Origin of the sequence: Kocuria sp. CPCC 205297, assembly GCF_040981035.1 — a bacterium.
Lineage (GTDB): Bacteria > Actinomycetota > Actinomycetes > Actinomycetales > Micrococcaceae > Kocuria > Kocuria marina.
The window spans coordinates 246,770-271,467 of sequence record NZ_JAVKPY010000003.1; the positions used below are offsets into that span (position 1 = coordinate 246,770).

Annotated in this window: 25 protein-coding genes; 12 read left to right on the plus strand and 13 right to left on the minus strand. The window is 70.8% G+C overall.

The features are described from left to right. Window positions 1–11: 11 nt before the first annotated feature. The 6 genes from RF650_RS04095 to hemE form a co-directional block, all read right to left on the minus strand. A complete protein-coding gene (locus RF650_RS04095) occupies window positions 12–968 on the minus strand; it encodes a uroporphyrinogen-III synthase (RefSeq protein WP_368814135.1) in 957 nt (318 codons plus the stop codon). After that, entirely contained in the window at window positions 965–1,909 is a 945-nt protein-coding gene (hemC, locus tag RF650_RS04100; protein WP_368814136.1) for a hydroxymethylbilane synthase, read from the minus strand. The genes RF650_RS04095 and hemC overlap by 4 nt, the downstream gene beginning before the upstream one ends. Further along, window positions 1,906–3,111 carry a ferrochelatase gene (locus RF650_RS04105; protein WP_368814137.1) on the minus strand — a complete coding sequence of 402 codons (1,206 nt, stop codon included), beginning with the start codon at window positions 3,109–3,111 and terminating at the stop codon, window positions 1,906–1,908. The genes hemC and RF650_RS04105 overlap by 4 nt, the downstream gene beginning before the upstream one ends. A gap of 1 nt (window position 3,112) precedes the next feature. Continuing rightward, window positions 3,113–3,829, minus strand: coding sequence for a hydrogen peroxide-dependent heme synthase (gene hemQ, locus RF650_RS04110; protein WP_098053941.1), 717 nt, complete (start codon window positions 3,827–3,829; stop codon window positions 3,113–3,115). 118 nt (window positions 3,830–3,947) lie between these two features. After that, the gene (gene hemG / locus RF650_RS04115) at window positions 3,948–5,435 is read right to left on the minus strand and encodes a protoporphyrinogen oxidase (protein WP_085107679.1); all 1,488 of its coding nucleotides are present in this window, start codon (window positions 5,433–5,435) and stop codon (window positions 3,948–3,950) included. Next, on the minus strand, window positions 5,432–6,601 hold the full coding sequence (hemE, locus tag RF650_RS04120; protein ID WP_368814138.1) for a uroporphyrinogen decarboxylase: 1,170 nt from the start codon (window positions 6,599–6,601) through the stop codon (window positions 5,432–5,434). The genes hemG and hemE overlap by 4 nt, the downstream gene beginning before the upstream one ends. A 134-nt stretch (window positions 6,602–6,735) precedes the next feature. On the opposite strand from hemE, the gene RF650_RS04125 reads away from it, so the two are divergent. The 5 genes from RF650_RS04125 (at window position 6,736) to RF650_RS04145 (ending at window position 11,929) form a co-directional block, all read left to right on the plus strand. Further along, a complete protein-coding gene (locus RF650_RS04125; protein ID WP_368814139.1) occupies window positions 6,736–8,052 on the plus strand; it encodes a glutamyl-tRNA reductase in 1,317 nt (438 codons plus the stop codon). Between the two features lie 39 nt (window positions 8,053–8,091). Continuing rightward, window positions 8,092–8,772, plus strand: coding sequence for a TetR/AcrR family transcriptional regulator (locus RF650_RS04130; protein WP_098053933.1), 681 nt, complete (start codon window positions 8,092–8,094; stop codon window positions 8,770–8,772). Between the two features lie 90 nt (window positions 8,773–8,862). After that, window positions 8,863–9,096: a DUF3107 domain-containing protein gene (locus RF650_RS04135; protein WP_368814140.1), complete on the plus strand. Its 234-nt coding sequence runs from the start codon at window positions 8,863–8,865 to the stop codon at window positions 9,094–9,096. A gap of 337 nt (window positions 9,097–9,433) precedes the next feature. After that, window positions 9,434–11,056: a DEAD/DEAH box helicase gene (locus tag RF650_RS04140; RefSeq protein ID WP_368814156.1), complete on the plus strand. Its 1,623-nt coding sequence runs from the start codon at window positions 9,434–9,436 to the stop codon at window positions 11,054–11,056. Beyond that, on the plus strand, window positions 11,057–11,929 hold the full coding sequence (locus RF650_RS04145; RefSeq protein WP_368814141.1) for a site-specific DNA-methyltransferase: 873 nt from the start codon (window positions 11,057–11,059) through the stop codon (window positions 11,927–11,929). 71 nt (window positions 11,930–12,000) lie between these two features. Here the strand turns inward: RF650_RS04145 and RF650_RS04150 are convergent, their stop codons facing one another. Continuing rightward, on the minus strand, window positions 12,001–12,852 hold the full coding sequence (locus RF650_RS04150) for a PHP domain-containing protein (RefSeq protein ID WP_368814142.1): 852 nt from the start codon (window positions 12,850–12,852) through the stop codon (window positions 12,001–12,003). Between the two features lie 199 nt (window positions 12,853–13,051). Between RF650_RS04150 and RF650_RS04155 the strand changes: the two genes are divergently transcribed. Continuing rightward, window positions 13,052–14,659, plus strand: a complete 1,608-nt coding sequence (locus RF650_RS04155) for an aminopeptidase P family protein (protein ID WP_144997951.1) — start codon at window positions 13,052–13,054, stop codon at window positions 14,657–14,659. A 162-nt stretch (window positions 14,660–14,821) separates the two neighbouring features. Here RF650_RS04155 and RF650_RS04160 read toward each other — a convergent pair whose 3' ends face one another. After that, entirely contained in the window at window positions 14,822–15,910 is a 1,089-nt protein-coding gene (locus RF650_RS04160; protein ID WP_368814143.1) for a general stress protein, read from the minus strand. 181 nt (window positions 15,911–16,091) lie between these two features. Here RF650_RS04160 and RF650_RS04165 point away from each other — a divergent pair, with 181 nt between their 5' ends. Genes RF650_RS04165 through RF650_RS04175 form a run of 3 tightly spaced genes read left to right on the plus strand, consistent with a single transcriptional unit; the run spans window position 16,092 to window position 19,232 of the window. Beyond that, window positions 16,092–17,390, plus strand: a complete 1,299-nt coding sequence (locus RF650_RS04165) for a CBS domain-containing protein (RefSeq protein ID WP_035965335.1) — start codon at window positions 16,092–16,094, stop codon at window positions 17,388–17,390. Further along, a complete protein-coding gene (locus tag RF650_RS04170; RefSeq protein ID WP_241246790.1) occupies window positions 17,383–18,048 on the plus strand; it encodes a DUF1003 domain-containing protein in 666 nt (221 codons plus the stop codon). The genes RF650_RS04165 and RF650_RS04170 overlap by 8 nt, the downstream gene beginning before the upstream one ends. Then, on the plus strand, window positions 18,045–19,232 hold the full coding sequence (locus RF650_RS04175; RefSeq protein WP_368814144.1) for a P-loop NTPase: 1,188 nt from the start codon (window positions 18,045–18,047) through the stop codon (window positions 19,230–19,232). Before RF650_RS04170 ends, RF650_RS04175 begins: the two co-directional genes overlap by 4 nt. Before the next feature lie 86 nt (window positions 19,233–19,318). Here RF650_RS04175 and RF650_RS04180 read toward each other — a convergent pair whose 3' ends face one another. Both RF650_RS04180 and RF650_RS04185 read right to left on the minus strand, forming a co-directional pair. Further along, window positions 19,319–19,678: a sec-independent translocase gene (locus tag RF650_RS04180; RefSeq protein ID WP_085107176.1), complete on the minus strand. Its 360-nt coding sequence runs from the start codon at window positions 19,676–19,678 to the stop codon at window positions 19,319–19,321. A gap of 46 nt (window positions 19,679–19,724) precedes the next feature. Then, a complete protein-coding gene (locus RF650_RS04185; RefSeq protein WP_368814145.1) occupies window positions 19,725–20,342 on the minus strand; it encodes a hypothetical protein in 618 nt (205 codons plus the stop codon). A gap of 316 nt (window positions 20,343–20,658) precedes the next feature. On the opposite strand from RF650_RS04185, the gene RF650_RS04190 reads away from it, so the two are divergent. From RF650_RS04190 to crcB, 3 genes are read left to right on the plus strand one after another with little or no spacing between them, the layout of a single operon-like run. Then, window positions 20,659–21,291 (plus strand): O-methyltransferase, encoded by a 633-nt coding sequence (locus RF650_RS04190; protein ID WP_064846071.1) that lies wholly within the window; start codon window positions 20,659–20,661, stop codon window positions 21,289–21,291. Continuing rightward, window positions 21,288–21,722, plus strand: coding sequence for a CrcB family protein (locus RF650_RS04195; protein WP_368814146.1), 435 nt, complete (start codon window positions 21,288–21,290; stop codon window positions 21,720–21,722). Before RF650_RS04190 ends, RF650_RS04195 begins: the two co-directional genes overlap by 4 nt. After that, window positions 21,719–22,090: a fluoride efflux transporter CrcB gene (gene crcB, locus RF650_RS04200; protein ID WP_368814147.1), complete on the plus strand. Its 372-nt coding sequence runs from the start codon at window positions 21,719–21,721 to the stop codon at window positions 22,088–22,090. The genes RF650_RS04195 and crcB overlap by 4 nt, the downstream gene beginning before the upstream one ends. Window positions 22,091–22,162: 72 nt before the next feature. Here crcB and RF650_RS04205 read toward each other — a convergent pair whose 3' ends face one another. The 3 genes from RF650_RS04205 to RF650_RS04215 form a co-directional block, all read right to left on the minus strand. Next, window positions 22,163–22,330, minus strand: a complete 168-nt coding sequence (locus RF650_RS04205) for a DUF3117 domain-containing protein (RefSeq protein ID WP_064846068.1) — start codon at window positions 22,328–22,330, stop codon at window positions 22,163–22,165. Between the two features lie 159 nt (window positions 22,331–22,489). Beyond that, window positions 22,490–23,764 carry a hypothetical protein gene (locus tag RF650_RS04210; protein WP_368814148.1) on the minus strand — a complete coding sequence of 425 codons (1,275 nt, stop codon included), beginning with the start codon at window positions 23,762–23,764 and terminating at the stop codon, window positions 22,490–22,492. Then, complete coding sequence (locus RF650_RS04215) at window positions 23,761–24,660, minus strand: TIGR00730 family Rossman fold protein (protein WP_368814149.1); 900 nt, start codon at window positions 24,658–24,660, stop codon at window positions 23,761–23,763. Before RF650_RS04215 ends, RF650_RS04210 begins: the two co-directional genes overlap by 4 nt. Window positions 24,661–24,698 lie beyond the last annotated feature (38 nt).

The window sequence follows — 24,698 nt, forward strand, 5'->3', positions numbered from 1 at the left end:
ACATCTCCTGATCATCGAAATCTTTGAGTCGTCGAGGGGCGGGTCGTCGCGGGCTCGGCGTGATCGTCCCGCTCCGGCGCCGAAGTGTCCGGCTCACCCAGCGCCCGCGACACGGCGTCGGCCAGGGCCGCTGGGGTCGGTTGCGCGGAGGTCATCGGGTCGACTCCGCGGGCCCGCAGCGCGCGGGCGGTCGGTTCCCCGATCGCGATCCACGCCGTGGCGGCCGCGGGCGTCATGCCCTCCAGCAGGGCGTCCGCGCGCGACGGCGCCGTGACCACCACCGCGGCCAGCTCACCGGACGCGCACGCGGCCCGAGCGGCGTCGGCGCCCCATTCCTCGGGGGCTTCCGGTGTGGTTGCGGTCCCGGCACCGGGTGCGCGCAGCGGGCGGTCCGCCGGGGCCGGGACGGTGTCGTACGCGGTGATCCGCACGACGTCGTACCCCCGCTCCCGCAGTCCGCTCACGAGGGCGTCGGACGCGAGCGCCGAGACCGGCACGAGGGCCCGCACCGGGGCCCCGGATGCATCCGGGTGCTCCTCGGGCCACTCGGCGAGCATGCCCGCCGCGCTCGAGACGCGCGCGGGGACGAAATCCACGCCCACACCATACTCCCCCAGCGCGCGGACGGTCGCCTCGCCCACCGCGGCGACCCGCAGGGCGGGCCCACCGGCCTCGGTGCGGTGACGAGCGGAGGGCCGCCGAGCGGCGTCGAGCGCGGCACCCCACTGCGGGGTGGGGGCGACCGCGGCGAGCGCCGCCACCGTGGTCGCGGACGTCACGCACAACCACGTGGGACCGCTCGGGCCGGTGGCCTCGGCCAGCAGCTCCCGCAGTGATTCCACGTCCGACGGCAACTGGGCCTCGAGCAGGGGCGAGGCGCACGGCTCGTACCCGCGCTCCCGCAGCAGCGCCGCCAGGGCGCTCGCGGAAGCGGGGTCGCGGGTGATGAGCACGCGCGCCGCGGTCACAGGCTCAACCGTGCCAACCGGTCCGCGCCGTGGGCCAACAGGTCATCCGCGACCCGCTGACCGAGAGCCCGCGCGGCCTCGACCGAGGGTTCCGGCGCGGACTCCGTGCGGCGCATGACCTCGGAGCCGTCCGGATTCGCCACGACGACGTCCAGTTCGAGATCACCGTCCACGAGGCGTGCGAAGGTTCCCACAGGTGCGGCGCAGCCCGCCTCGAGGCGAGCCAGCACCGAGCGCTCCGCGGTGACCGCGAGCCGCGTGGGCAGGTGGTCCACCGCGGCCAGACCGGTCGCGAGACCCGAGTCCGCCGCGAGTTCCGCCGAGACCTCGAGCGCGAGCGCACCCTGGCCCGGGGCCGGCAGCATCCGGTGCGGATCCAGGTACTCGGTGATCCGCCCCTCGAGGCCCAGGCGCTTGAGGCCCGACGCCGCGAGCACCACCGCGTCGAGGTCCCCCGGGTCCCCGGGAGCCACGCGGTTGAGCCGCGTGCCCACGTTGCCGCGGATGTCCACGATGCGCAGGTCGGGGCGCAGCGCGCGCAACTGCGCGACGCGCCGCGGCGAGCCCGTGCCTACGGCCGCGCCCTCCGGCAGTTCGTCGAGGGTCAGACCGTCACGGGCGCACAGGGCGTCCCGCGGGTCCTCACGCTGCGGCAGCGCGGCAATGGTGAGCCCCGTGACCGCCGCGGTGGGCAAGTCCTTGAGGGAGTGCACGGCCAGGTCCACGGCGCCGTCGAGCACCTTGGACCGCAACGCCGTGGCGAAGACCCCTGTACCGCCCAACTGGGACAGCGGCCCGGTGAGCACGTCGCCCTCGGTGCGCACGGTGACCAGTTCGTAGTCGAGTCCGCTCGCGCTGGCCAAGGCTTCGGCGGCCCAGCGGCTCTGCGTCATGGCCAGCTGCGAACCGCGGGTGCCCACGGTGAAATCGGCGCCGCTCATCGGTAGGTCACGTCCCCGGACTCGTCCAGGCCCACGGGGATGGGCTCCCCCACGGGTCGCTGGGCGATCGTGGGACGGGGTGCGTCCTGACCGCGCAGGACCTTGACGCAACAGTCGGGGGCGCAGTTGTCGAACCATGTGCCCTGTGAACACACCGACAGCCTCGGGGGCGCGGTGGGCGTGCCCAGGCGCTGCTCCACGAGATCCGCGAGCGCCGCGACGAAGTCCGGGTCCGTCCCCGCGGTGGGGATCCTTTCGAACTCGAGCCCCGCGTGCGCGGCGGCGTCGCGGGCCTCGGTGTCCAGGTCCCACATCACTTCCATGTGGTCGGAGACGAAGCCCAGGGGCACCACGGCCACGCCCGTGACGCCCTGACCGGGCAGTTCCTCGATCACGTCGCAGATGTCCGGTTCGAGCCACGGCACGCTCGGGGGCCCGGAGCGGGACTGGTAGACGAGCTCCCACTCCACGCCGCTCATCTCCTCTCCCGCCTGCTCCACGATCCAACGCGCGGCCGCGAGGTGCTGCGCCACGTAGGCGGAGTCCCCCTCGAAGTCCATGCGCTCGGGACCCGCGGCGTGCGCGTCCGTCATGGGCACCGAGTGGGTCGTGAACAGCACGCGGAGCGCACCGTCCGTGCGCTGCCGCAGAGCCTCCAGTGACTCACGCAGCTTGGTGGCGTAGGGGCGCAGGAAACCCTCGGAGTCGTAGTACTGCCGGATCTTCTCCACGTGCAGCTCGTCCTGCAGCCCCGTCTCCTCCAGGCCCACGCCGTAGTCCTCCCGGTACTGGCGGCAGCTGGAGTACCCGGAGTACGCGCTCGTGGCGAGCACCAGCAGGTCCCGGTACCCTCGCTCGTGGCTCTCGCGCAGAACGTCCGCCACGTACGGGTCCCAGTTGCGGTTGGCGAGCAGCACGGGCAGCTCCACACCACGACGCCGCAGCTCGGCCTCGAGCGCATCGCGCAGCGCCCGGTTCTGGGCGTTGATGGGGCTCACGCCGCCGTTCGCACGGTAGTGGGTGGCCACCTCCTCGAGCCGCTCGTCCGGGATGCCGCGGCCGCGCGTGACGTTGCGCAGGAACGGGATCACGTCCTCCTGACCCTCCGGCCCGCCGAAGGAGGAGAGGATCAGGGCGTCGAAGCTGTGCGGCGCGTTGGCGCGCTCGGCACTCAGGGCATTGGTCTCTCGGGTGTCAGTCATCTCAGTCAAGCACCTCGGCAATCTCGTGGGTGGTGATCCGGCGCCCCGTGTAGAACGGGGTCTCCTCACGCACGTGCAGGCGTGCCTCGGTGTTGCGGAAGTGGCGCATGATGTCCACCAGGTCCACGAGCTCCGGGGCCTCCAGGGCCAGCAGCCACTCGAAGTCGTTGAGCCCGAAGCACGCGATCGTGTTGGCGAGCACCTGCGGGTACTCGCGGGCCTTCATGCCGTGGTTCTTGAGCATCTCCCCGCGGCGCTGCGGGTTCATGTAGTACCACTCGTAGGAGCGCACGAACGGGTAGACGCACACCCACGCGCCAGCCTCCGCACCGCGCGCGAACGCGGGCGAATGGTTGGACGTGAACTCCGCCTCGCGGTGCACGCCCATGGCGTTCCAGGACTGCCGGGTGCCCGCGAGCAGCGGCTGACGGCGCAGTTGCCGGATCGCGGCCTGCAGGGCGTCCGGTTCCTTGCCCGTGAGCCACAGCATCAGATCGGCGCTCTCGCGCATCCCGGAGACGTCGTACACGCCGCGCACGGTGACGCCCCGACCCTCGAGGTCCTTCACCAGCTCGTCGAACGCGCTGCGGTTGGCCTGCGAGTCCGCGTCCCGCGGGCGCTCACCCGTCCGCTCGAACACCGTGTAACCGGCCCAGTACAGCGTGTCCCCGCCGGCCTGTGCCGCGTCCTGGCGTGCCTCGGTTGCGTGCTCACTCATCGTGTGTGCTCCCTTTCGACTTCTCGTTCTGTTCACGTTCGGTGGTTCTCGTCCCGCGCAGAACTGCCCGGGCTGCGCGGACGACGTCGCACGGCTCGGTCCCGCGCGCGGCGGTCCCTCAGTTCGGGGTCACGTCGAACCCGTGGTGCTTGAGCAGGGTCCTGACCTGGTGGCGGGTGTCCGCGACGACCGCCGCGAGTCCCGTACCGGACAGCCACGCCCCCACGGCCGCGGCGTCCGGGACGTCCTTGAGCGCCCGGCGGAACCCCGTGACGCGGGCGCTGTGACCCGCGTCCGTGCGCGGCAGGGCGGTGTGCCACCGCACGACGTCCGCGCCCACGAGCTGTTCCGGCTCGATCGGTACGCCCAGCAGTGTGCTCGCGTCCCCGAGGGCGAGCGAGATGAGGTGCTTGTCCTCGAGCGTGACCTCCGGGGAGGGGCCCGATCCACGCGGGGTGGCCCGGCCGTAGGATAACCGCACCACGTGGCGGTGCTCCCCGGCCTCGCGAGCCACCCACTTCCACTTGGCCGTGGCGTGGGTCAGGGCCTTGGCGCGCACCTCGCGCACGTCGTCGCTCACGAGCAGACCGGTCCCGCGGGGTGCACTGTCCAGGGCGGGGCAATCCAGCACGAGGGTGGCGAGCGCGATCCGGGGCCCCGAGCGAGGCGTGAAGTTCTGGACGTCGCTGACCTGCGTGCCGAGCAAGCGCACCGTGGTGGGTCCGTCCGTGGCCATCACGAGCAGTTCCCCGCGGGCCACGGCCGTCTTGTCCCCGTTCACTGGTTGGCGCTGGATCACCATCCACCCGGGCCTGCGCGGGTCGCGGTCCAGGGCGATGACGTCGTAGCGGGTCACGAGCTTGACGCCCAACCGCTCCGCGTCCCGCACGAGCCGTTCGCTGAGCAGGTTCATCCCGCCGTCGAGACCGGCCACGTTCGCACCCGCGGGGCTCGCTGTGCGCAGTGCACCCGCGGCCGCGCCCAGGCTGCCGAGTTCGCGCAAGCGGGCGCGCAAACCGGGGGCCACGGCGTCGACGTCGAGTTCGTCCGGGTGGGTCGAGTAGACCCCGGAGACGAACGGGGTGACCAACCGGTCCAGCACGCGCTGGCCCATGCGGGCACGCACGAGACCGCCGATGGAACGCTCCCCCGCGCCCACGCGGGCCGGCAGCGCCCTGTCCATGCGCGCACGGGCCACGCCCGCCCGGCCCAGGGGCTTGCGCAGCTCCGGTGCGGTGGGGTCCGCGGGGATCCCGAGCACCCCGGACTTGGGGGCGGGCACCGCGCCCTCAGGGAGTTGCAACCAGGAGCCCGCGGGATGGGGGGTGACCACGCGGTCGGAGAGCCCGAGTTCCTCGAGCAGATCGGGTACGGCGTCCGAGCGTGTGGCGAAGGATTCCGCGCCGGAGTCCAGGACGAGTCCCGCCACCTCGTGGGCACCCACGGCGCCGCCGAAGTGGTCCGAGGCCTCGACCAGGGTCACGCGCAGACCGGCGCGCGCCAGGTCACGGGCGGCCGTCAACCCGGCGACGCCGCCGCCCACCACGAGAGCCGTGCGAGGACGCCGTGGCGCGGTGCGCCGCTGGGCACCGGGGGAAGTTGTCACCGAGTCTCCTTGTGGATGAAGGTCACCAGTTCGCTCAGTACGTCCGGGTCCGTCTCCGGCGGCACGCCGTGGCCCAGGTTGACCACGTGACCGGGGGCGCTGCGACCGCGGCGCAGAACGTCGCGGGCGTGCTCGTGCAACACCTCCCGCGGGGCGGCGAGCAGCGCGGGATCGATGTTGCCCTGCACCACGGTGCGCCCACCCAGACGCTGCGATGCGACGTCCAACGGGGTGCGGTAATCCACACCCACGGCGTCCGCTCCCGCGTCCCGCATGGCGGCCAACAGCTCGCCCGTACCCGTGCCGAAATGGATCCGCGGTACCCCCAGGTCCACCACGGCGGCGAGCGCGTCCGCGGAGTGGCGCTGGACGTGCGCCTCGTAGTCGGCGAGCGACAGGGAGCCCGCCCACGAGTCGAACAACTGCACGGCCGAGGCCCCCGCTTCCACTTGGGCGCGCAGGAACGCTCCGGAGGTGCGCGCGGCCCACTCGGCCAGAGCGGTCCAGGACGCGGGGTCCGCGTGCATCATGGTGCGCGGGCGCAAGTGGTCGCGCGAGGGCCCGCCCTCCACGGCGTATGCGGCGATCGTGAACGGCGCGCCCGCGAAACCGATCAGCGGGGTGTCCCCGAGCTCGGCGACCGTGCGCGCCACGGCCTCGCGGATCGGGTCCAGTGCCGAGTCCGGCAGTTCGGGCAGCGCGGTGACGTCCGCGGCGGTGCGCACGGGGTGGTCGAGCACCGGGCCGCGCCCGGCCACGATGTCCACGGCCACCGAGGCGAGCTTCATGGGCACCACGATGTCGGAGAAGAAGATGGCCGCGTCCACGCCGTGCCGGTGCACCGGCTGCAGGGTGATCTCCGCGGCGAGTTCCGGGCTCAGGCACGCCTCGAGCATCCCCGTGCCCTCCCGGGCGGCGCGGTACTCGGGCAGCGAGCGACCCGCCTGACGCATGAACCACACGGGCGTGTGCGCGGCGGGGAGCCCCCGCAGGGTACTGATCAGGGGGGAGTCGGCCACTCCCGCCGAGCGCAGCGGGTGCTCGGTGGGCAGCGCGGCGATGCGCTGCTCCCACGCGTGATCGCCGCCCGGCTCCGTGGCCGCGGCGGGATCATGGGGGGACTCGGCGCGGCGGGATTCTACGGTGCGATCATTCTGGGAAGCCATAATGGCCCCATTGTGCCAAAGGAGCCCGCCGGTTTTGATGACGTAGTGTCCGCCGGGAATGCAATCTCTGCGCCGGGCGCGCCCAGTGGTTATGCTGAGCGAGCCAGGATGAATTCGTCTAGGATGGCCGGATTGTGGTTCTTTTCTGTCTTGTCGCATCGCACCGTTCCGTCGACCTCAACACCGTCGCACGGTTGAGCACGGGGGCTCTCGGGGTGGCCGAGGAAGCCGTGTCCCAGGGGGCGCTCTCGGGGGCCATCACGCTGTCCACGTGCAACCGGCTCGAACTCTACGGTGAGCTGCCCGAGGACGGGACCCGCGACGTCGCCCTGGCCCAGCAGCAGCTCGCCGAACGTGTGGCCGAGCGCGCGGGGCTGGACGAACGCTTCGTCCTGGAGACCATGGACACCTACCACGGCACCGAGGTGCCGCAACACCTGTTCACCGTGGTCTCCGGTCTGGAGTCCGCCGTGGTGGGCGAGCGTGAGATCACCGGACAGGTCCGCCGCGCGCTGAACCAGGCCCGCCAGTCCGGCACCGCTTCGGGACACCTCGTGCAGTTGTTCGAGGCCGCCGCCCGCACCGCACGTGAGGTCGGGGCCCGCACCGGCCTCGGTGAGCGGGGACGCTCCATCGTGTCCGTGGCCCTGGACCTCGCCGACGACATCACCCGCGGCAGCTGGCCCGACCGGCACGCCCTGATCTTCGGCACCGGCGCGTACGCCGGCGCCACCATGGCCGCGCTGCGCGACCGCGGCTGCGCGGACATCGAGGTCTACTCCGGTTCCGGACGCGCCCAGCAGTTCACGGACCAGCGCGGCGGCTCCCCCGTCACGGAGGTCGAGCTGCCGGCGGCACTGCGCCGCGCGGACGTCGTGATCGGCTGCTCGGGCGGCTCCGCCCCTATGCCGGCGTCCGCCTTCCCGAGCGGACCGCGCACCGTGATCGACCTCGCGCTCGCGCGGGACTTCGACCCCGCCGTCGCGGACCTGCCGGACGCGGAGCTGATCACCCTGGAATCGGTGCGCGTGGCCGCACCCGAGGAGACCCGCGAGTCCGTGAGCGCGGCGCGCGAGATCGTGGACGAGGCCGCCCAGGGCTTCGCGGCGGCCCAGAACGCCCGCACCATGGACCAGGCCATCGTGGCGCTACGCAAGCACACCATGGCCGTGCTGGACACCGAACTCGAGAAGGTCCGTGCCCACCACGGCTGCACCGGCGCGGAGGAACAGATCGAGATGGCCATGCGCCGCATGGTCCGCTCACTGCTGCACATCCCCACCGTCCGTGCCCGTCAGCTCGCCGCGGAGGGCCGCGCGGACGAATACATTTCCGGATTGGAAGCGCTGTTCGGTCTGGAGGTCGCGCCACCGCAGACCCTCCCCGCGGATCGGGATCCCCTCGCTGAACGATCCCCCTCAGACACCCCCCGTCCCCGCGCGGCCGGTTGAAGCCACGACGGGCGAGGGCCCGTCACAGAGGAGGACCCCATGAACGCTCCCGATGCACGCGACGCGCCCGCGCCCACCGGCCACACGCGGGCCCCTCGCATGACCCGGGACCAGCGGCGGGAGCAGCTGTTGAGCACGGCACTGCGGGTGTTCTCCGAAGGCGGCTACCACTCGACCTCCATGGACGAGATCGCCGCCGCGGCCGGGGTCTCCAAACCGGTGCTCTACCAGCACTTCCCGGGTAAGCGGGACCTGTTCCTGGCGCTCGTGCAGTTCACGCTCGCGGAACTGTCCGAGAAGCTCGAGCGGTCCCTGGCCAGCGCCGAGACCAACAAGGCGCGGGTGCAGAACGTGATCGACACCCACTTCGAGTTCGTGAACAGCCAGCCGGAGGCCCATCGACTCGTGTTCAGCGCGGACCTCATGTCCTTCCCCGAGGTCGCGGCGCAACTGGACGAGTTCTACCAGGGGGTCGCCGTGGCCGTGGCCGCGGTGCTCGGACCCAAAGCGGGCATGCCACCGGCCCAGGCCACCATGCTGTCCCGGGGCCTCGTGCACCTGGTCCAGACCTCCGCTGTGTTCTGGACCCGCCACCCGGAAGCGGGCACACGCGAAGAGGTCCAGGACCGGATTTTCCGTTTAGCCTGGGGCGGAATCAGGACGCTCGACGAGGAGCGCCGGGAACCTGCTCCTAAACTGATCGGCAACGACCGAGGCTGACGCGCCCGCCCCTCACCGGGGTGCGCGGCACCTGGAAGACATGGTCCGGCCCGTGATCACCGTGGGCCGGTGACGCCGCAGGAGGTACTCATGGAAATCAAGATCGGGATTCAGAACGTGGCCCGCGAGCTCGTGGTCAACGCCGACCTCTCCGCGGACGAGGTGCAGACCAAGGTCACGGAGGCGCTGAGCTCCGGCGCACCGCTCGTGCTGCGGGACACCAAGGGTTCCACCACCGTCGTCCCCTCCGCGAGCATCGGCTACGTGGAGACCGGCCAGGAGACCAAGCGAAAGGTGGGTTTCACCCCCCTGCCCCTCGGCTGAACCGCCCACGCCGTGAGGCCCCCGGACCACCGCGTCCGGGGGCCTCACCGTTTTGCGGGTACACTGGACGTGTTTATCAGGATGACCGGTCGTCCCATGAGACCGTCACGTTCACTTGTTACCCGGCTTCGGCCCGCGCCCGGAAGGTCCCGCGCCTTCCGCTGAGCGCCCGGGCGGGGTGCGTTTCACGATCGGCTTCCTCTCACAGCGCGGCGGCCCCCGCTTCGTGCCGCTCCGTCCTCCGGGACGGCCCGGCCGATGATCCGGTGTGGTGCCCCGCGCCGACCCGTGAAGGACATTCGTGACCGATATCACTGCAACACCCGAACACGACATCATCGAGCCGGACGAGGCCGGGACCCAGGCGGTCGACACCGCCGAACCCGTGACCGAGTCCTCGTTCGCGGACTTCGGCGTCCGCCAGGACATCGTGGACGCGCTCGCCGAGCACGGCATCACCTCCCCGTTCCCCATCCAGGCCATGACGCTGCCCATCGCGCTGTCCGGCCAGGACATCATCGGCCAGGCCAAGACCGGTACCGGCAAGACCCTCGGTTTCGGCATCCCCGCACTGCAGCGCGCCGTGGGCCGTGACGACGACGGCTGGGCCCAGTTGAAGAAGCCCGGCGCCCCCCAGGCACTGATCGTGGTCCCCACACGTGAGCTCGCGGTCCAGGTGGGCAGCGACCTCGCGATCGCCGCCAAGACCCGCAACGCCCGCGTGGCCACGATCTACGGTGGCCGCCCCTACGAGTCGCAGATCGCCGAGCTCGAAAAGGGCGTGGAGGTCGTCGTGGGCACCCCCGGACGCCTGATCGACCTCAACCGCCAGCACTTCCTGGACCTGAGCCACGTGCGCATGGTCGTGCTGGACGAGGCGGACGAGATGCTGGACCTGGGCTTCCTCCCGGACGTGGAGAAGCTGCTGGCCACGGTTCCGCAGGTGCGCCAAACCATGCTGTTCTCCGCGACCATGCCCGGCCCCGTGGTGGCCATGGCACGGCGGTACATGTCCCGGCCCATGCACATCCGTGCGGCCGCCCCGGACGAGGGCAGCACCAAGAAGGACATCCGTCAGGTCATCTACCGCGCCCACCACCTGGACAAGGACGAGGTCGTCGCGCGCATCCTGCAGGCCGAGGGCCGGGGACGGACCATCATCTTCACGCGTACCAAACGCGCGGCCGCCAAGCTCGCGGACGAGCTCATCCACCGCGGTTTCGCCGCCGCTCCCCTGCACGGCGACCTGGGCCAGGGTGCCCGCGAGCAGGCGCTGCGCGCGTTCCGTCACGGCAAGGTGGACGTGCTTGTGGCCACGGACGTCGCCGCGCGAGGGATCGACGTTGAGGACGTCACCCACGTGATCAACTTCCAGTGCCCCGAGGACGAGAAGACCTACCTGCACCGCACCGGGCGCACCGGGCGCGCGGGCAACAAGGGCACGGCCATCACGTTCGTGGACTGGGACGACGTCCCCCGCTGGCGCCTGATCGACAATGCCCTCGAGCTGGGCGTGCCCGAACCCGTGGAGACCTACTCGTCCTCCGATCACCTCTACACGGACCTGAACATCCCGCGCGGCGTCAAGGGCAAGCTGCCCAAGTCGCAGCGCACGCTCGAGGGCCTCGACGCCGAGGAGCTCGAGGACCTCGGTGACGGCAGGCCGCAGCACTCCGAGAAGCGTTCGGGCCGCGACGGTCGCGGTGGTTCCGGTGGCCGCAACGGCTCCGGCGCACGACGCCGCTCGGGCGGTTCCGACCCCCGCGGCGGCTCCGCGGGGCGCTCCCATGCGGAGAACCAGCGGCCCCGCTCCGAGCAGGGCGAGCGTTCCCGGGAGACCTCCGTGGAGGACACGGGCGAGGGCACCAAGCGGCGCCGGCGGCGTCGTCGTTCCTCGGGGCAGAACAAGGCTGCCCAGGGCGGTCAGCAGGCGCAGCAGTCCTCTGCAGCGGGAGAGTAGATGGCGCAGTGGGAGCCCTTCGCATTCGATGCGGAGGGCACCAGCGCGATCGTGCACGGTGAGAACCTCAGCGTGCTGGAGGGGCTGCCGGACGAGGCGTTCTCCCTGGTGTACCTGGACCCCCCGTTCAACACGGGCAGGGACCAGGTGCGCCGCACCACTCGCTCCGTCCCCGTTACCGCGGGCGAGGGCGATCGCGTGGGCTTCGCGGGGCGTTCCTACGAAACGATCATGGGCTCGTTGCTGCGCTACGAGGACTCGTTCGCGGACTACCTGGGCTTCCTGGAACCCCGGCTGATGCATGCCCGGCGCGTGCTGGCCACGCACGGGACGCTGTACGTGCACCTGGACTACCGCGAGGTGCACTACGTCAAGGTGCTGCTGGACGCGCTGTTCGGCCGCCGGTGCTTCCTCAACGAGATCATCTGGGCCTACGACTTCGGCGGACGCACCGCCAAACGATGGCCGGCCAAGCACGACACGATCCTGGTCTACGTCAAGGATCCGACCGCCTACCACTTCAACTCCGCGGACGTGGACCGGGAGCCGTACATGGCCCCGGGGCTCGTGGGTCCCGTCAAAGCCGCGCGCGGCAAGCTGCCCACGGACGTGTGGTGGCACACGATCGTCTCCCCCACGGGCAAGGAAAAGACCGGTTATCCCACGCAGAAACCCGCCGGGGTGTTGCGCCGGATCGTCACGGCGTCCTCGCGTCCCGGGGACTGGGTGTTGGACTTCTTCGCAGGCTCGGGGACCACGGGCGCGGTCAGCGAGCAACTGGGCCGGAAGTTCGTGTGCGTGGACTCCAACCCCGAGGCCGTGGACGTCATGCGTCGGCGCCTGCCGGATACGGCGGTGTTCAGCGCGTCCTGATCCGGTTCACGAGCCGCTGCATCCCGACTGTTCTTCGACACGTCGTCAGGACCGTGCCGTGCGCCCCGGCCTCACGGCCAGCGGACCTCCACCCCGGAGGTGGCCTGTTCGCAAATCCTCGTGAGCGAACGCACGGACGTGGAGTTCTCCCCCAACCGATTGGGCTTGCCCGCGCCGTGGTAGTCGCTGGATCCCGTGACGATGAGATCGTGGTCCGCGGCGAGCTTCATGAGCACCGCGCGGGACTCGTCCGGGTTGTCCCGGTGGGCGACTTCCACGCCGGCCAGACCGGCGTCGATCATCGCGTTGAAATCAGCCGGGGTGGCCACGCGACCGCGCAACGGGGCCATGGGGTGCGCGCACACCGGGACCCCGCCCGCCGCGCGCACGAGTTTGATGGCCTGCACCGGGTCCAGGGCCATGTGCCGCACGTAGTACTTAGATCGCCCGGAGAGCATGTCCGAGAACGCGGCGGAGCGGTTTGGGACGACGCCCAGCTCCACCAGGGCGTCCGCGATGTGCGGGCGGCCCACCGTGGCCTCGGGACTCACGTGGGCCATGACGTCGTCCCAGCTGATCGGGTAGTCCTGCGCGAGCAGGTCCACCATCTTGTGCGCGCGGGAGAGTCGGCTGCGCCGGGACTCCTCGATCGCGTCCAGCAGCGGTGCGTGGTCCGGGCCGTGCAGATAGCTGAGCATGTGCACCGAGATACCGCCCGCGGTGGTGCACGTGATCTCCATGCCGGGTACGAACGCGACCCCCAGGGACACGGCGGTGTCCCCCGCCTCCTGCCACCCCGCGGTGGTGTCGTGATCGGTGAGCGCGAAGACGTTGAGACCGGCCCGGTGTGCCGCGCGGGCCACGTCCGCCGGGGACTCCGTGCCGTCCGACGCGTTGGAGTGGGTGTGCAGGTCGATTCTCATCACCTCCACGATACCCGCGGACCGCGGTGGGTCGGCCCGCGATACGCGCCGACCGGACGAGGCCGAGCCATCGCTACCGATCGCCCGGTCCTCGCTGCCCACGGGCCAGGGTTGACCGGCGTGGCACCATGGACGAGAACATTCCGCCAGCATCGCGACCTGCGCGGGAGCCCGCGCCCCGAAGGAGATGACCGCGTCCATGAGCCAAGGCTCAGCACACCCCACCGCTTCCCATCACGCGAGCGAGGACGCCGCGCAGCCCATGGACGAGCGGGTGGACAACCGCTCGCAGCGCCCCGACAACGCGGAGTTCCGCGAGTTCATGGCCTCGGGTTGGGCCGCTCCGGAGCACACGACGACGCCGCGCGCCGAGGTCGCGGAGTTCGCCGCTCAGCGCCGTGCCCGGCTCTCCCGGATGTTCCCCGGCGAGCGCCTCGTGATCCCCGCGGGCGCCCCCAAGGTGCGCTCGAACGACACCGACTATCGCTTCCGCCCGCACTCCGCGTTCGCGCACCTCACGGGCATGGGAGTGGACCACGAGCCCGAGGCCGTGCTGGTCATGGAACCCACCGAGCAGGGTCAGGGAGACGACGGCAGCGACCACACCTCCACCCTGTACTTCCACCCCATGGCCGGGCGGGACTCCGCGGAGTTCTACGCGGATGCCAAGAACGGTGAGTTCTGGGTGGGGCCCCGCCCCACGCTGGCGCAATTACGTGACGAATTCGCGCTGCCCACCGAGGACCTCTCCGCTCTGGAGACCGCGGTCACCAAGGACGCCGGCAACACCGCCCTGGGTGGTCTCAGCATTCGTTTGGTGCGGGACGTGGACCTGAACATGGACGCGCTCGTGGACACCTCCCGGATCAACACGGGCGTGGACCTCGAGCAGTCGGACACCAAGGACGCGACCCTGGCCGAGGCCCTGAGCGAGCTGCGGCTCATCAAGGACGAGTACGAGATCGGGCAGTTGCGTGAGGCCGTGGCGGCCACGATCCGCGGTTTCGAGGACATCGTCTCCGTGCTGCCGCGCGCGATCGGCGGTGAACGCGGCGAGCGCGTCGTCGAGGGCGCGTTCTTCTCCCGCGCCCGGCTTGAGGGCAACGACCTCGGCTACGACACCATCGCGGCGTCCGGGAACAACGCGACCGTGCTGCACTGGATCCGCAACAACGGCTCGGTCAAGCCGGGCGAGCTGATCCTCGTGGACGCGGGTGTGGAGGCCGAGTCGCTCTACACCGCGGACCTCACCCGCACCCTGCCCGTGACCGGCAGCTACACGGACGTGCAGCGCCGGATCTACCAGGCCGTGCTCGACGCCGCGGACGCCGCGTTCGACGTCGCCGTCCCCGGTAACAAGTTCCGGGACCTCCACGCCGCGGCCATGAAGGTGCTCGCCCAGCGGCTCGAGGAATGGGGGCTGTTGCCGGTGTCCGCGGAGGTCTCCCTGTCCGAGGCCGGTCAGCACCACCGCCGCTGGATGCCGCACGGCACGAGCCACCACCTGGGACTGGACGTGCACGACTGCGCCCAGGCCAAGCGTGAACTCTACCTGGACGCTGTGATCGAGCCGGGGATGGTGTTCACGATCGAGCCCGGGTTGTACTTCAAAAACGAGGACCTCGCGATCCCCGAGGAGTACCGCGGCATCGGTGTGCGCATCGAGGACGACGTGCTGATCACCGAGCAGGGCAACGAGAACCTCTCCGAGGCCCTCCCCCGCAACCCCGACGACGTGGAGTCGTGGATCCAGGGCATCTGGAACCGGGACGAGAACGTGGGCCCCAGCGCGGGCCCCGCGGCGTAACCCCCCGGAACACCTGGAGAGTGATCCCCGGGCCCGCATGTCAGGACCCGGGGATCGCTCTCTGTGCGTGACGCCGCCGAACTCCCAGTCACTCCTGCGCCACCTTCGGGCACCATTTGTGGCTCTGGCGTGCCCGAAATTTTGTTGCGCGTGTGCCGTGGGTCAGCGCTGGTCCTCGCCGTGCGGCCGCTGGGTCGTGTCCTGTCCGTTGTGCGGGGTGGACCCGCCCTCGCGCGGTGCCTCGGGGGTACCCGGCTGTGTCCACGGCGCCGCGCGGCCGGCCGACTGAGCCGGGTTCGCGGGGATCGTGCCCGATGACGCCCCGTCTGTGGAGGGAGCGGGAGCGTCGGCCGCGGGGTGGGACGGAGCGGCGGCGTTCGCGGGGGCCTGCGGTGCGGGCTGTCCACCGGCCGGGGCGGCGTCGGAGGGTTCGAGCCGGATACCGTACTGCGGGCGTCCGTCCGGGAGGTCCGGGAACTTCGCGGAGCGGTTGGTGTCTTCCTGCTGCTGATCTGCACCCGGAAGAAACACACCGTAGCGCGGCTCGGAACTGCCGGGAGCGTTCTGTCCCCCGGGATCACCCTGCACCGGAGCACCGTGAACCGGGGCGCCCTGACCCGGAGCGCCCGGCCGTCCGCCCTGGACGGGACCGCCCTGGGCCGGTCCACCGTGCTGCGGGCCACCGGGGTACTGGCTGCCCTGCGGACCGGAGGGACCGCGGTACCCCTGACCCGAGTTCTGCCCGCGCTGCCCCACCACGTGGCCGCCCTCCATGCCGTTGAGCACCTGGCGGGCCTGACCCGCGACTTCCGGGGCGGCGAGGACCTCGTAGCTGCCCGCCACGATCCTGCTGGTCGAGGTGAAGTCCCGCTTGCCGCGGGACATGGCGTACGTGATGGTGGCCACGAGCATCCAGAACGCGCCACCGAGGATCATGGTGAGCAACAGGGACGAAGCCATGTTGGCCCCGCCCAGCAGGGACATCAAAAGGCCGAAGAACGCGCCGAAGACCAGACCGTTGAGCGCACCCTGCAGGGCGACCTTGGGGTAGGAGAGCCGACCGGTGACCTGCTCCACGGACTTGAGGTCGCTGCCGATGATCGAGACCATGGCCACGGGGAAGTGTTCGTCCGCCATGTAGTCAACGGCTTTCTGCGCCAGGGCGTAGGTCCGGTAACGGCCCACCACCTCACCGCGGGGCATTTCCGGGGCGATGGACAGTTGGGCGGGGCCTCGTTTCGAGTTGCTCATGCCATCCATTGTCCCGTAGTCACCCACGAGCCCGCCGGGAAAACCCTGGATCATCGCAGCGGGTGAACACGGCGGCCGGTGAACCCACCCCGGATCGGGTGCCCAGCAACCGGTATTGCCCGGGTTCTGATCCCCCACTCCAGGAATGGGACCGCACAGCACGGTTCACTAGGCTGGGCGGGTGAGCACAAACCTTTCCAAGATCTTCGTCGCGAGACTCATCGGCCTGGACGTCTTCGACCCGTTGGGCGACCGCCTGGGGCGATTGCGCGACGTCGTGGTGCTCTTGCGCCCGGGTAGCAAACCGTCGGTGCGCACCCGCCCGCTCGTCGTGGGTCTCGTGGTGGAGGTGCTCGGGAAGAAGCGTGTGTTCGTGCCCATGACGCGTGTTACGAGCATCGACGCGGAGCAGATCATCTCCACCGGGCTCGTGAACCTGCGCCGCTTCGAGCAGCGCGGTGCCGAGACGCTGGCCGTGGGCGAGCTCTTCGACCGCACCGTGGTGCTGTTGGACGGTTCCGGGACCGCCACGATCGAGGACGTGGCCATGGAGAAGAGCAACAACCGGGGTGACTGGGTCATTTCGCAGTTGTTCGTGCGCAGGTCGCAGGCCACGGGAGGCTTGATCCGGCGTCGAAATCAGACGCTCGTGGTGGACTGGGAGGACGCGGACGACCCGTCCAACGCGGGGCCGCAACCGGCCACGCAGTGGATCGCGCAGCACGAGGAGGACCAGGCCGCGGACATCGCGGACGAGCTGCGGGACATGCCGGACAAGCGCAAGCTCGAGATCGCGGCGGAACTGCAGGACGAGCGGCTCGCGGACGTGCTCGAGGAGCTGCCGGAGGACGACCAGGTCTTCATTCTGACCCACCTGGACAACGAGCGCGCCGTCACGCTGCTCGCCGAGATGGACCCCGACGACGCGACCGACCTGCTCAACGAACTGCCGGAAGCGGAGGCCGAGCGGTTCATCACCATGATGGAACCCGAGGACGCGGAGGACGTCCGACGCCTGCGCGAGTACGAGGAGGGCACGGCCGGTTCGCTCATGACGCCCGTCCCCATCGTGCTGCCCCCGGAGGCCACCGTGGCGGAAGCGCTCGCGCACATCCGCCAGGAGGAGATCATCCCGGCCGCGGCATCCGCGGTGCTCGTGTGCCGCCCGCCGCTCGAGACCCCCACGGGTAAGTACCTGGGTCTCGTGCACACGCAGCGACTGCTGCGTTACCCGCCGCCCGAGGCGATTGGTAACCTAATCGATCGGTCCATCGAGCCCGTCTCGGACCAGGCGTCCTTAGCCGACGTCGCTCGCGAACTGGCCACGTACGACCTCACGATCCTGCCGGTCGTCAACGACCAGGACCGGCTCGTGGGTGCGGTCACGATCGACGACGTCCTGGACGCCCTGCTGCCCGAGGACTGGCGCACGTACGACGACGGAACCCCGGTCCGGAAGGTGGGTAAGCGGTATGAGTAATCCCCGGCGCAGCGCGTCCTCGCAGTATTCGCCCGGCCCCCTGGACCAACCGCGCGAGAAACGCCCGGGGTACCTGACCCGCTTCCGCCCCAACCCGGACGCCTTCGGGCGGCTCACGGAGTCCTTCGCCCGCTGGATGGGCACGCCCCAGTTCCTGCTGTGGATGACCGTGTTCGTCACGGTGTGGTTGGCGTGGAACACCCTGGCGCCCGAGAGCATGCAGTTCGATCCGCGCGCGTTGAACTTCACGCTGCTGACACTGATGCTCTCGCTGCAGGCCTCCTACGCCGCTCCCTTGTTGCTGCTCGCGCAGAACCGGCAGGACGACCGTGACCGCGTGGTCGCCGAGGAGGACCGTAAACGCGGGCAACAGAACCTCGCGGACACCGAGTACCTCACCCGGGAGATCGCGTCCCTGCGCATCGCGTTGCGCGAGGTCGCGACCCGCGACTACGTCCGCTCCGAGTTGCGCGGGCTGCTCGAGGAGATCCTCGAGGACCAGGACCGCCGCGCCGCCGGTCAGGCCGCCGCGCAGTCCCAGGCCACCAAGTCCAAGACCAAGAAGTCCGAGGGCAAGAAGTCCGACGGCTCCACCAGGGCCCCGCGTGCGAAGAAGATCGAGCTCGAGGACCCCGAGCAGGAAGGACCGCATCAGTGAACGGGAGCACCATCGACCCCCGACTGCGCGCAGCCCTGGACGGCGTGATCGACCCCGAGCTGCGCCGCCCGGTGACCGAGCTCGGGATGATCCCCGAGGCCGTCCTCGAAGGCGGGACGGCACGCGTGACCGTGCTGCTCACGGTCTCCGGGTGCCCCATGCGCACCACGATCGAAGCGGATCTCCGTGCCGCCCTGAACGAGCTCCCGGACGTCCGCGACGTCGCCGTGGACGTGGGTGTGATGACCCCGGCGCAGCGCCAGGAACTGCAGGAGAAGCTCGGGCACCACCGCACCAACCCGTTCGCGGACCCGCATTCACTCACCCGCGTGCACGCGATCACGAGCGGCAAGGGCGGGGTGGGAAAGTCCAGCGTGACGGTGAACATCGCCGCCGCGCTGGCCGCGATGGGACGCACCGTGGGCATCGTGGACGCGGACATCCACGGCTTCTCAGTACCCGGTCTTCTGGGGATCGCTCAACCACCCACGCGCGTGGAGGACATGATCCTGCCGCCCGTCGTGGAGGTCCCGGAGGGTGCGGACCGCCGGCCCGAGGACAGCGCGGCTGGGGCCGGTCACCGCTCGCGCGGGGTGCTCAAGGTGATCTCGATCGGGATGTTCGTGGATCCCGCCCAGCCCGTGGCGTGGCGCGGCCCCATGCTGCACCGCGCGGTGGAGCAGTTCCTCACGGACGTGCACTTCGGGGACCTGGACCACCTGCTCCTGGACCTGCCCCCGGGCACGGGGGACATCGCGATCTCGGTGGGTCAGCTGCTGCCCCGCTCGGGCGTGGTCGTGGTCTCCACGCCCCAGCACGCCGCCGTGAGCGTGGCCCAGCGTTCGGGGACGCTCGCCGAGCAGACCGAGCAGAAGGTCACGGGCGTCGTCGAGAACATGTCCGCGATGGTCATGCCGGACGGCACGCGCATGGAGGTCTTCGGAGCGGGCGGTGGCGAGACGATCGCGAGCTCGCTGTCCGAGCGCCTGGGCTACCCCGTCCCCCTGCTCGGCAGCGTCCCCCTGGACGTCACCGTGCGGGAGGCCTCGGACCGCGGCGTGCCCGCGGTATGGGATCGGCCGAACTCCCCCGCCGCCGAGCAGCTGTGGGCCGTCGCGCGCGCCCTGGATCAGCAGGGCCGCGGGCTGGCCGGTAAGAATCTGGGCATCACGCCGCGCGGTTGAGCGATCTCCCTCGGGACGACGCCGCCGCACGGCCCGCTTCCCGCTCGCCCGGCACCTACCCGTCTGTTCACGCCGCGCTCGACGGCTCACGTGGCCTCGGTGTCGAACGGGGCGCGTTCGCCTCGTGCGAGCCGTCGCACCGTGGGTGCGGCCACGGTGGAGGCCTCGTACTGGTGGCGGTTCTGTTCCTCGTCGTCCTCGAGCAGCGCTTCACGCACGATCACGCGCGGGTCGTACTGCCGGGGGTCGAGCTTGCGCCAGTCGAGGTCCGAGAATTCCGGGCCGAGAGTCGCCTTGAGATCGTCCGTGGCACCCGTGGCGTAGCGCCGGATGGACTTGACCATGTCCTTGAACTTCTCGGCGTACTCGGGCAACCGCTCGGGCCCGATGATCACCAGGGCCACGATGAGAATGATGATGGCTTCCCCGCCTGAAATCCCGAACACCCGCTGAGCCTATCAACGTCGTGGAACGCCCCGGTGGGGGCGGTCCTTAACCGAAAATTTCCTTGAGTCCGTCCGCGACCGTGGCCCCGAAACTCTCGTCCTTCTGCGAGGGTAGGCTGACCCGTCCCCGGTCCTCCGCCACGACGGCGCTCACGGTCTGGGCCAGGGTGGCCGGTGCGGTGTCCGATGTGAGGGTGTACACGGCGTCCGGGCGCACCATCACCGCGCGCCACGGTTGGGAGCGGTCCACCCACAACCGCGCGCCGTCGAGCACCGACCGGTGCATGCCCTCGGCGCCCACGGGGAGCCCGGTGATGCCGTCCATGGGGTTGTCGGGATTGATGTCGCCGCGCTGCTCCACGATGGTCACCGAGCCGTGATCGTTGTGCAGGGCCACCGCCACGACGGGCTGGCCCCCCACCTGCAACTGTTGGATGTCCGCGACCGAGTACCCCTTCGCGGCCAGACCCGGAACGGCCCACCCCCGGGCGCGCAGGCTCTGGATGTCGGCCTCCGAGGTGGTGTCTACCATTCCCCGGGGACCGGGTGACCACGTGGCCTCCGACCGAGCGTCCGCGCTCTGGCGCTGCTGCACCTGCTTGCCCACGCTCCACACGGCGGTGGCCAGCAGGGCGACGCACACGCAGGCCGCGAAGGCGGTCATGAGACCCACGGCCCGCCGACTCGGCCGACGCCAGGGCCGGCGCACCCTGCTGCGACCCGCGACCCGTGTGGACACCCCGTCCCCCTCCCTGTTCGTCCCCTGCTGCGACCGCCCTGCGGCGGCCGCGTTCGACGCCCCAATTGTGCGGCAGGATTCTGACAGCGATCTGGACACCGACCGGGCGTTCCCGGCGGTGCCCTCAGACCGCGATAAGCTGAAGCACCGTGAGCCCGGACATGACGCCGGGCTCGCCACGTCGAAGCGCTGGGTCCGCGGGGATCCGGGCACACACAGCAGTGAAGGGCACGCCGCGTCCATGAGCACGGATAAAACCACGAGCTGGGCCTATTGCGAGGCCTACGCCACGGAGGACGAAACCGCTTTCCGTGCGCGCGAGCGCTCCCTGGCCCTGCGCTTGGACCCCGTGACCCCGGCCACCGCGGCGCTGCTGACCGTCCTGGCGTCGTCGTCCCGCCCCGCGACCGTGGTGGAAGTGGGCACCGGTGCGGGCGTCTCGGGGCTCGCGCTGCTGCGCGGGATGCCGTCCGAGTCCGTCCTCACGACCATCGACACCGACATCCGGGCCCTGCGCGCCGCGCGGGACACGTTCCGCGAGGCCGGTTTCGAAACCAAACGCACCCGCACGATTTCCGGTGCGGCCTCCCTGGTGCTGCCGCGGCTCACCGAGAACGCGTACGACATGGTGTTCATCGACGCGGACGTGGTCAACACCGCCGAGTACGTCATCGAGGGTGCCCGGTTGCTGCGTCACGGCGGGATGCTCGTGGTCAACGACGCCCTGCACCAGGACCTAGTCCCCCAGCCCGCGCAGCGCCAGGAGGAGACCGTGATCATGCGCGACGTCGTGCGCACCCTGCGGGACGAACCGCGGTTGTCCACGGCCGTGGTGCCCACGGGAACGGGTGTACTGCTGGCCGTCCGGCTGTGAGCGGCTCCCTGTTCAAGGACGCCGGACTCGTGGCCCTCGGCGGCGCCGCGGGGAGTCTGGCCCGCTGGTGGGTGTCCCTCGTGCTTCCGGCAGGATCCGGGTGGTCGTGGGCCACGTTCGCGGTCAATGCCTCCGGCGCCTTCCTGCTCGGGCTGCTGCTCGAAGCGCTCACCCGCCCCGGCCGCGAGCGCCGTGGTGCCCACACCGCGCGCATGCTGCTCGGCACCGGACTTCTCGGCGGGTTCACCACCTACTCGACCTTCGCACTGGAGCTGTGGGAGCGCGTGCGCTCCGGGGCGAGCGCGGCCGCGTTCGGTGACGCGGTGCTGATGCTCGTCGCGGGGCTGGCCACCGCGGCCGCGGGTCTCGCGGTGGGCGCCTGGCTCCGGGGACGACGCCGCGGCACGCCCACCGCGGGAGCGGCGCGGTGATCGCGGCGCCCGCCGTGGCCCTGGGCGGCGCCGTGGGAGCGGTCCTGCGTTTCCTCGTGGACCGCGGGGTCACCGCCCGGTGGGCTCCCACCTTCCCCGCGGCCACACTGCTGATCAACGTGACGGGGTCGTTCATGCTCGGTGTGGTCACCGGACTGAGCGCGGTTCTGGGACCCGTGTGGGCGCTCGCCCTGGGCACCGGGCTGTGCGGTGGCTACACCACGTTCTCCACGGCCATGGTGGACGCCGTACGGCTCGCGCGAGAACAACGTGCCGGGGCCGCGGTGGTGTCGGTGCTCGGAACCGTCCTGTGGAGTCTGCTCGCGGTGGCCGCGGGGCTCACCCTCGGGAGCCACTGGGCGTTCTGAGCCCCGAACGTCGCGAGGGCCCCTCACTCGAGGTGAGGGGCCCTCGCGACACGGGCGTGGGGTGTGTCCGTGCTACTGCGTCACCGAAGCCAAGCACTCGCGCAATTCCGCGGCCTCGTCCGACTTGAGTTCCACCACCAGACGCCCTCCGCCTTCCAGGGGGACCCGCATGATCAGACTGCGTCCTTCTTTGGTGACCTCCATGGGTCCGTCACCCGTCCTCGGCTTCATGGCCGCCATTTATGAGCTCCTCTTCGTGAGTACTTACGCTCGCTATCTTATCGAACGCTCAGCCAGTACCGTGACCCGGCACACGACCCGGGAGCGCTCGGAACCATCTGTGCCGTAGCGCACAGCGCGTGTGTGGACAGCGCCTGCGGCATGGGCCGCCGCGCGGGGTCACGGCGGGTAGTCGCCACCGCCGGGTAGTTGCTTCCAGTGCCACAGCCACCCGACCCACACGATCTGCAGCACTGCCCCGAAGATCACGAGCAGCACCCGATAGGCGCGCGAGTCGCTCACGTGCACCAGGGCGGCGGCGAGCGGCGCCCACGGCAACAGCAACCGGAACGTGGAGCTCTGCGGGTTGAGCACGAGCAGCAGATAGCACCCGTAGGCCGCGATCCACACACGGACAAAGAACGGCAGGGCCCGCTTGACCGTGTCCGAGCGCAACAGCATCACGACCGCCGCCACGAGCACCACGGGAGCGACGAGTCCGGCGATCGGGCCCAGCAGATCGGTGGCCTCGTGGAACCACGGCAGCACGGGGATCACGTGCTGGCTCCCGCGCCAGGCGGCCTCCGTCTCGGTGTAGGCCATGGGCTCCCGCGTGACGGCCCACGCGATGGCCGGCCACGCGAGGGCGGCAGCACACGCGATCAGCGCCACCACGAGCCAGCGGTCCAGGCACCGGTACCACGCCCGACGTCGCGCGAGCACGTCCCCCACGCTGCGCCACAACCACCACACCCCCAGCGCCGCGGCCAGGGCCACGCCGGTGGGTCGGGTCAGTGCCTGCGCCACCACGAACACGGTGACCCACACGGGCCGGTCCCGCACGACGCACAGCATGGCGCTCAGCAAGAACAGCATGCTCAGCGCCTCGGCGTACGGGGTCTGCAGCACGGGTGCCACGGGGTTGAACGCGAACACAGCCACGGCCCACAGTGCCGGGCGTGAGACGCCCCCGGGAGTGTGGGGCCCGGCCATCACGGGTGCTTGGCACACCAGTCGGTAAAACACCAGGGCCGCACCGAAACCGGCCACGAGGGACACCGTGGCGGCCGTGACGGCCCACCCGGTCCCGGTCAGTGCGTCGATGCCGCGCACGAGCAGCGGGAACACGGGGTAGAACGCCCACGCGTTCTCGGACACCGTGCCCAGCGAGTCCCGGGGCACCTGGAACGGATACCCCTCCCGGAAGATGGTGTGGTACCAGTCGGCGTCCCACGTGTTCACGAAATCCAGGTACCCCAGGGCGCCGTTGCCCCACGGCCCGGGACCCTGTTGGGCACCCACGACCGTGAACACCGCCCAGCCCCAGACCCGCGACACCCCGTAGACCACGAGCACGGCGAGCCACCACGGAGCCGCCGCCCACAGTCGACGCATCCTCCCCGCACGGGAGTCGTGCGCGCTGCGCGCGGGGTCCGCCACCGCCGTGGAACTCACGCGCCGGAACCGGGGGCGCCATCCGCGGGAGCGGCGTCGTCGCCCCCGGAACCGGGCGCCGCGGCGTCGACCGCTGTCCTCCCCGGGACGGGAGAGGCACCCGGGGCGGGGTCGGAGACCGGGATGCCGTCGTCGTCGGCGTGGACCGCGGTGAGGATCTCCACGACCTCGGCCACGCTGTCCGTGACCCGGAACAGTTCGAGGTCCGCGGTGGAGACCTTGCCGTCGGCCACCAGCGTGGTGGTGATCCAGTCCAGTAACGGGCCCCAGTAGTCCGTGCCCACCAGGATCACCGGGAAACGCGTGATCTTGCCCGTCTGCACGAGGGTCAGTGCCTCGAAGAGTTCGTCGAGCGTACCGAAGCCGCCCGGCAGCGCCACGAAGCCTTGGCTGTACTTCACGAACATGGTCTTGCGCGCGAAGAAGTAGCGGAAGTTGATGCCCAGGTCCACCCAGTCATTGAGGCGCTGTTCGTGGGGCAGCTCGATGCCGATCCCTACCGAGTGCGCGCCCACGTCCACCGCTCCCCTGTTCGCGGCCTCCATCACGCCGGGGCCGCCGCCCGTGACCACGGCGTAGCCGGCCTTGCCGATTTCCCGGCCCAGCTCGCGCGCGAGCTCGTACTCCGGGTGCCCCGGCGCGGTGCGCGCCGACCCGAAGACCGAGACGGCGGGGCCCAGGTTCGCGAGTGCGTCGAAGCCTTCGACGAACTCCGCCTGGATCCGCAGGACGCGCCACGGGTCGGTGCGGGTGAAGTCGTCCGGTTCGGCGGGGCGCTGGTCCAGGAAACGCTGGTCGGACGTGCGCCGATGCAGCTGTTTGCGGCGCAGCACCACCGGCCCCTTGTGACGTTCGGGGGGTAGGGAACGTTCGTGCGGTGTCTCAGGGGTGTGCATGCCCACCAGGCTACGTTCTCGTGCTGCACGACGCCGCA

What these genes read in the sequence shown, in the direction of transcription:
- hemC (WP_368814136.1), bottom strand. Translation starts at nt 1,909, where the DNA reads ATGAGCGGCGCCGATTTCACCGTGGGCACCCGCGGTTCGCAGCTGGCC.
- RF650_RS04105 (WP_368814137.1), bottom strand. Translation starts at nt 3,111, where the DNA reads ATGACTGACACCCGAGAGACCAATGCCCTGAGTGCCGAGCGCGCCAAC.
- hemQ (WP_098053941.1), bottom strand. Translation starts at nt 3,829, where the DNA reads ATGAGTGAGCACGCAACCGAGGCACGCCAGGACGCGGCACAGGCCGGC.
- hemE (WP_368814138.1), bottom strand. Translation starts at nt 6,601, where the DNA reads ATGGCTTCCCAGAATGATCGCACCGTAGAATCCCGCCGCGCCGAGTCC.
- RF650_RS04130 (WP_098053933.1), top strand. Translation starts at nt 8,092, where the DNA reads ATGAACGCTCCCGATGCACGCGACGCGCCCGCGCCCACCGGCCACACG.
- RF650_RS04135 (WP_368814140.1), top strand. Translation starts at nt 8,863, where the DNA reads ATGGAAATCAAGATCGGGATTCAGAACGTGGCCCGCGAGCTCGTGGTC.
- RF650_RS04145 (WP_368814141.1), top strand. Translation starts at nt 11,057, where the DNA reads ATGGCGCAGTGGGAGCCCTTCGCATTCGATGCGGAGGGCACCAGCGCG.
- RF650_RS04150 (WP_368814142.1), bottom strand. Translation starts at nt 12,852, where the DNA reads ATGAGAATCGACCTGCACACCCACTCCAACGCGTCGGACGGCACGGAG.
- RF650_RS04155 (WP_144997951.1), top strand. Translation starts at nt 13,052, where the DNA reads ATGAGCCAAGGCTCAGCACACCCCACCGCTTCCCATCACGCGAGCGAG.
- RF650_RS04160 (WP_368814143.1), bottom strand. Translation starts at nt 15,910, where the DNA reads ATGAGCAACTCGAAACGAGGCCCCGCCCAACTGTCCATCGCCCCGGAA.
- RF650_RS04170 (WP_241246790.1), top strand. Translation starts at nt 17,383, where the DNA reads ATGAGTAATCCCCGGCGCAGCGCGTCCTCGCAGTATTCGCCCGGCCCC.
- RF650_RS04185 (WP_368814145.1), bottom strand. Translation starts at nt 20,342, where the DNA reads ATGACCGCCTTCGCGGCCTGCGTGTGCGTCGCCCTGCTGGCCACCGCC.
- RF650_RS04190 (WP_064846071.1), top strand. Translation starts at nt 20,659, where the DNA reads ATGAGCACGGATAAAACCACGAGCTGGGCCTATTGCGAGGCCTACGCC.
- RF650_RS04205 (WP_064846068.1), bottom strand. Translation starts at nt 22,330, where the DNA reads ATGGCGGCCATGAAGCCGAGGACGGGTGACGGACCCATGGAGGTCACC.
- RF650_RS04215 (WP_368814149.1), bottom strand. Translation starts at nt 24,660, where the DNA reads ATGCACACCCCTGAGACACCGCACGAACGTTCCCTACCCCCCGAACGT.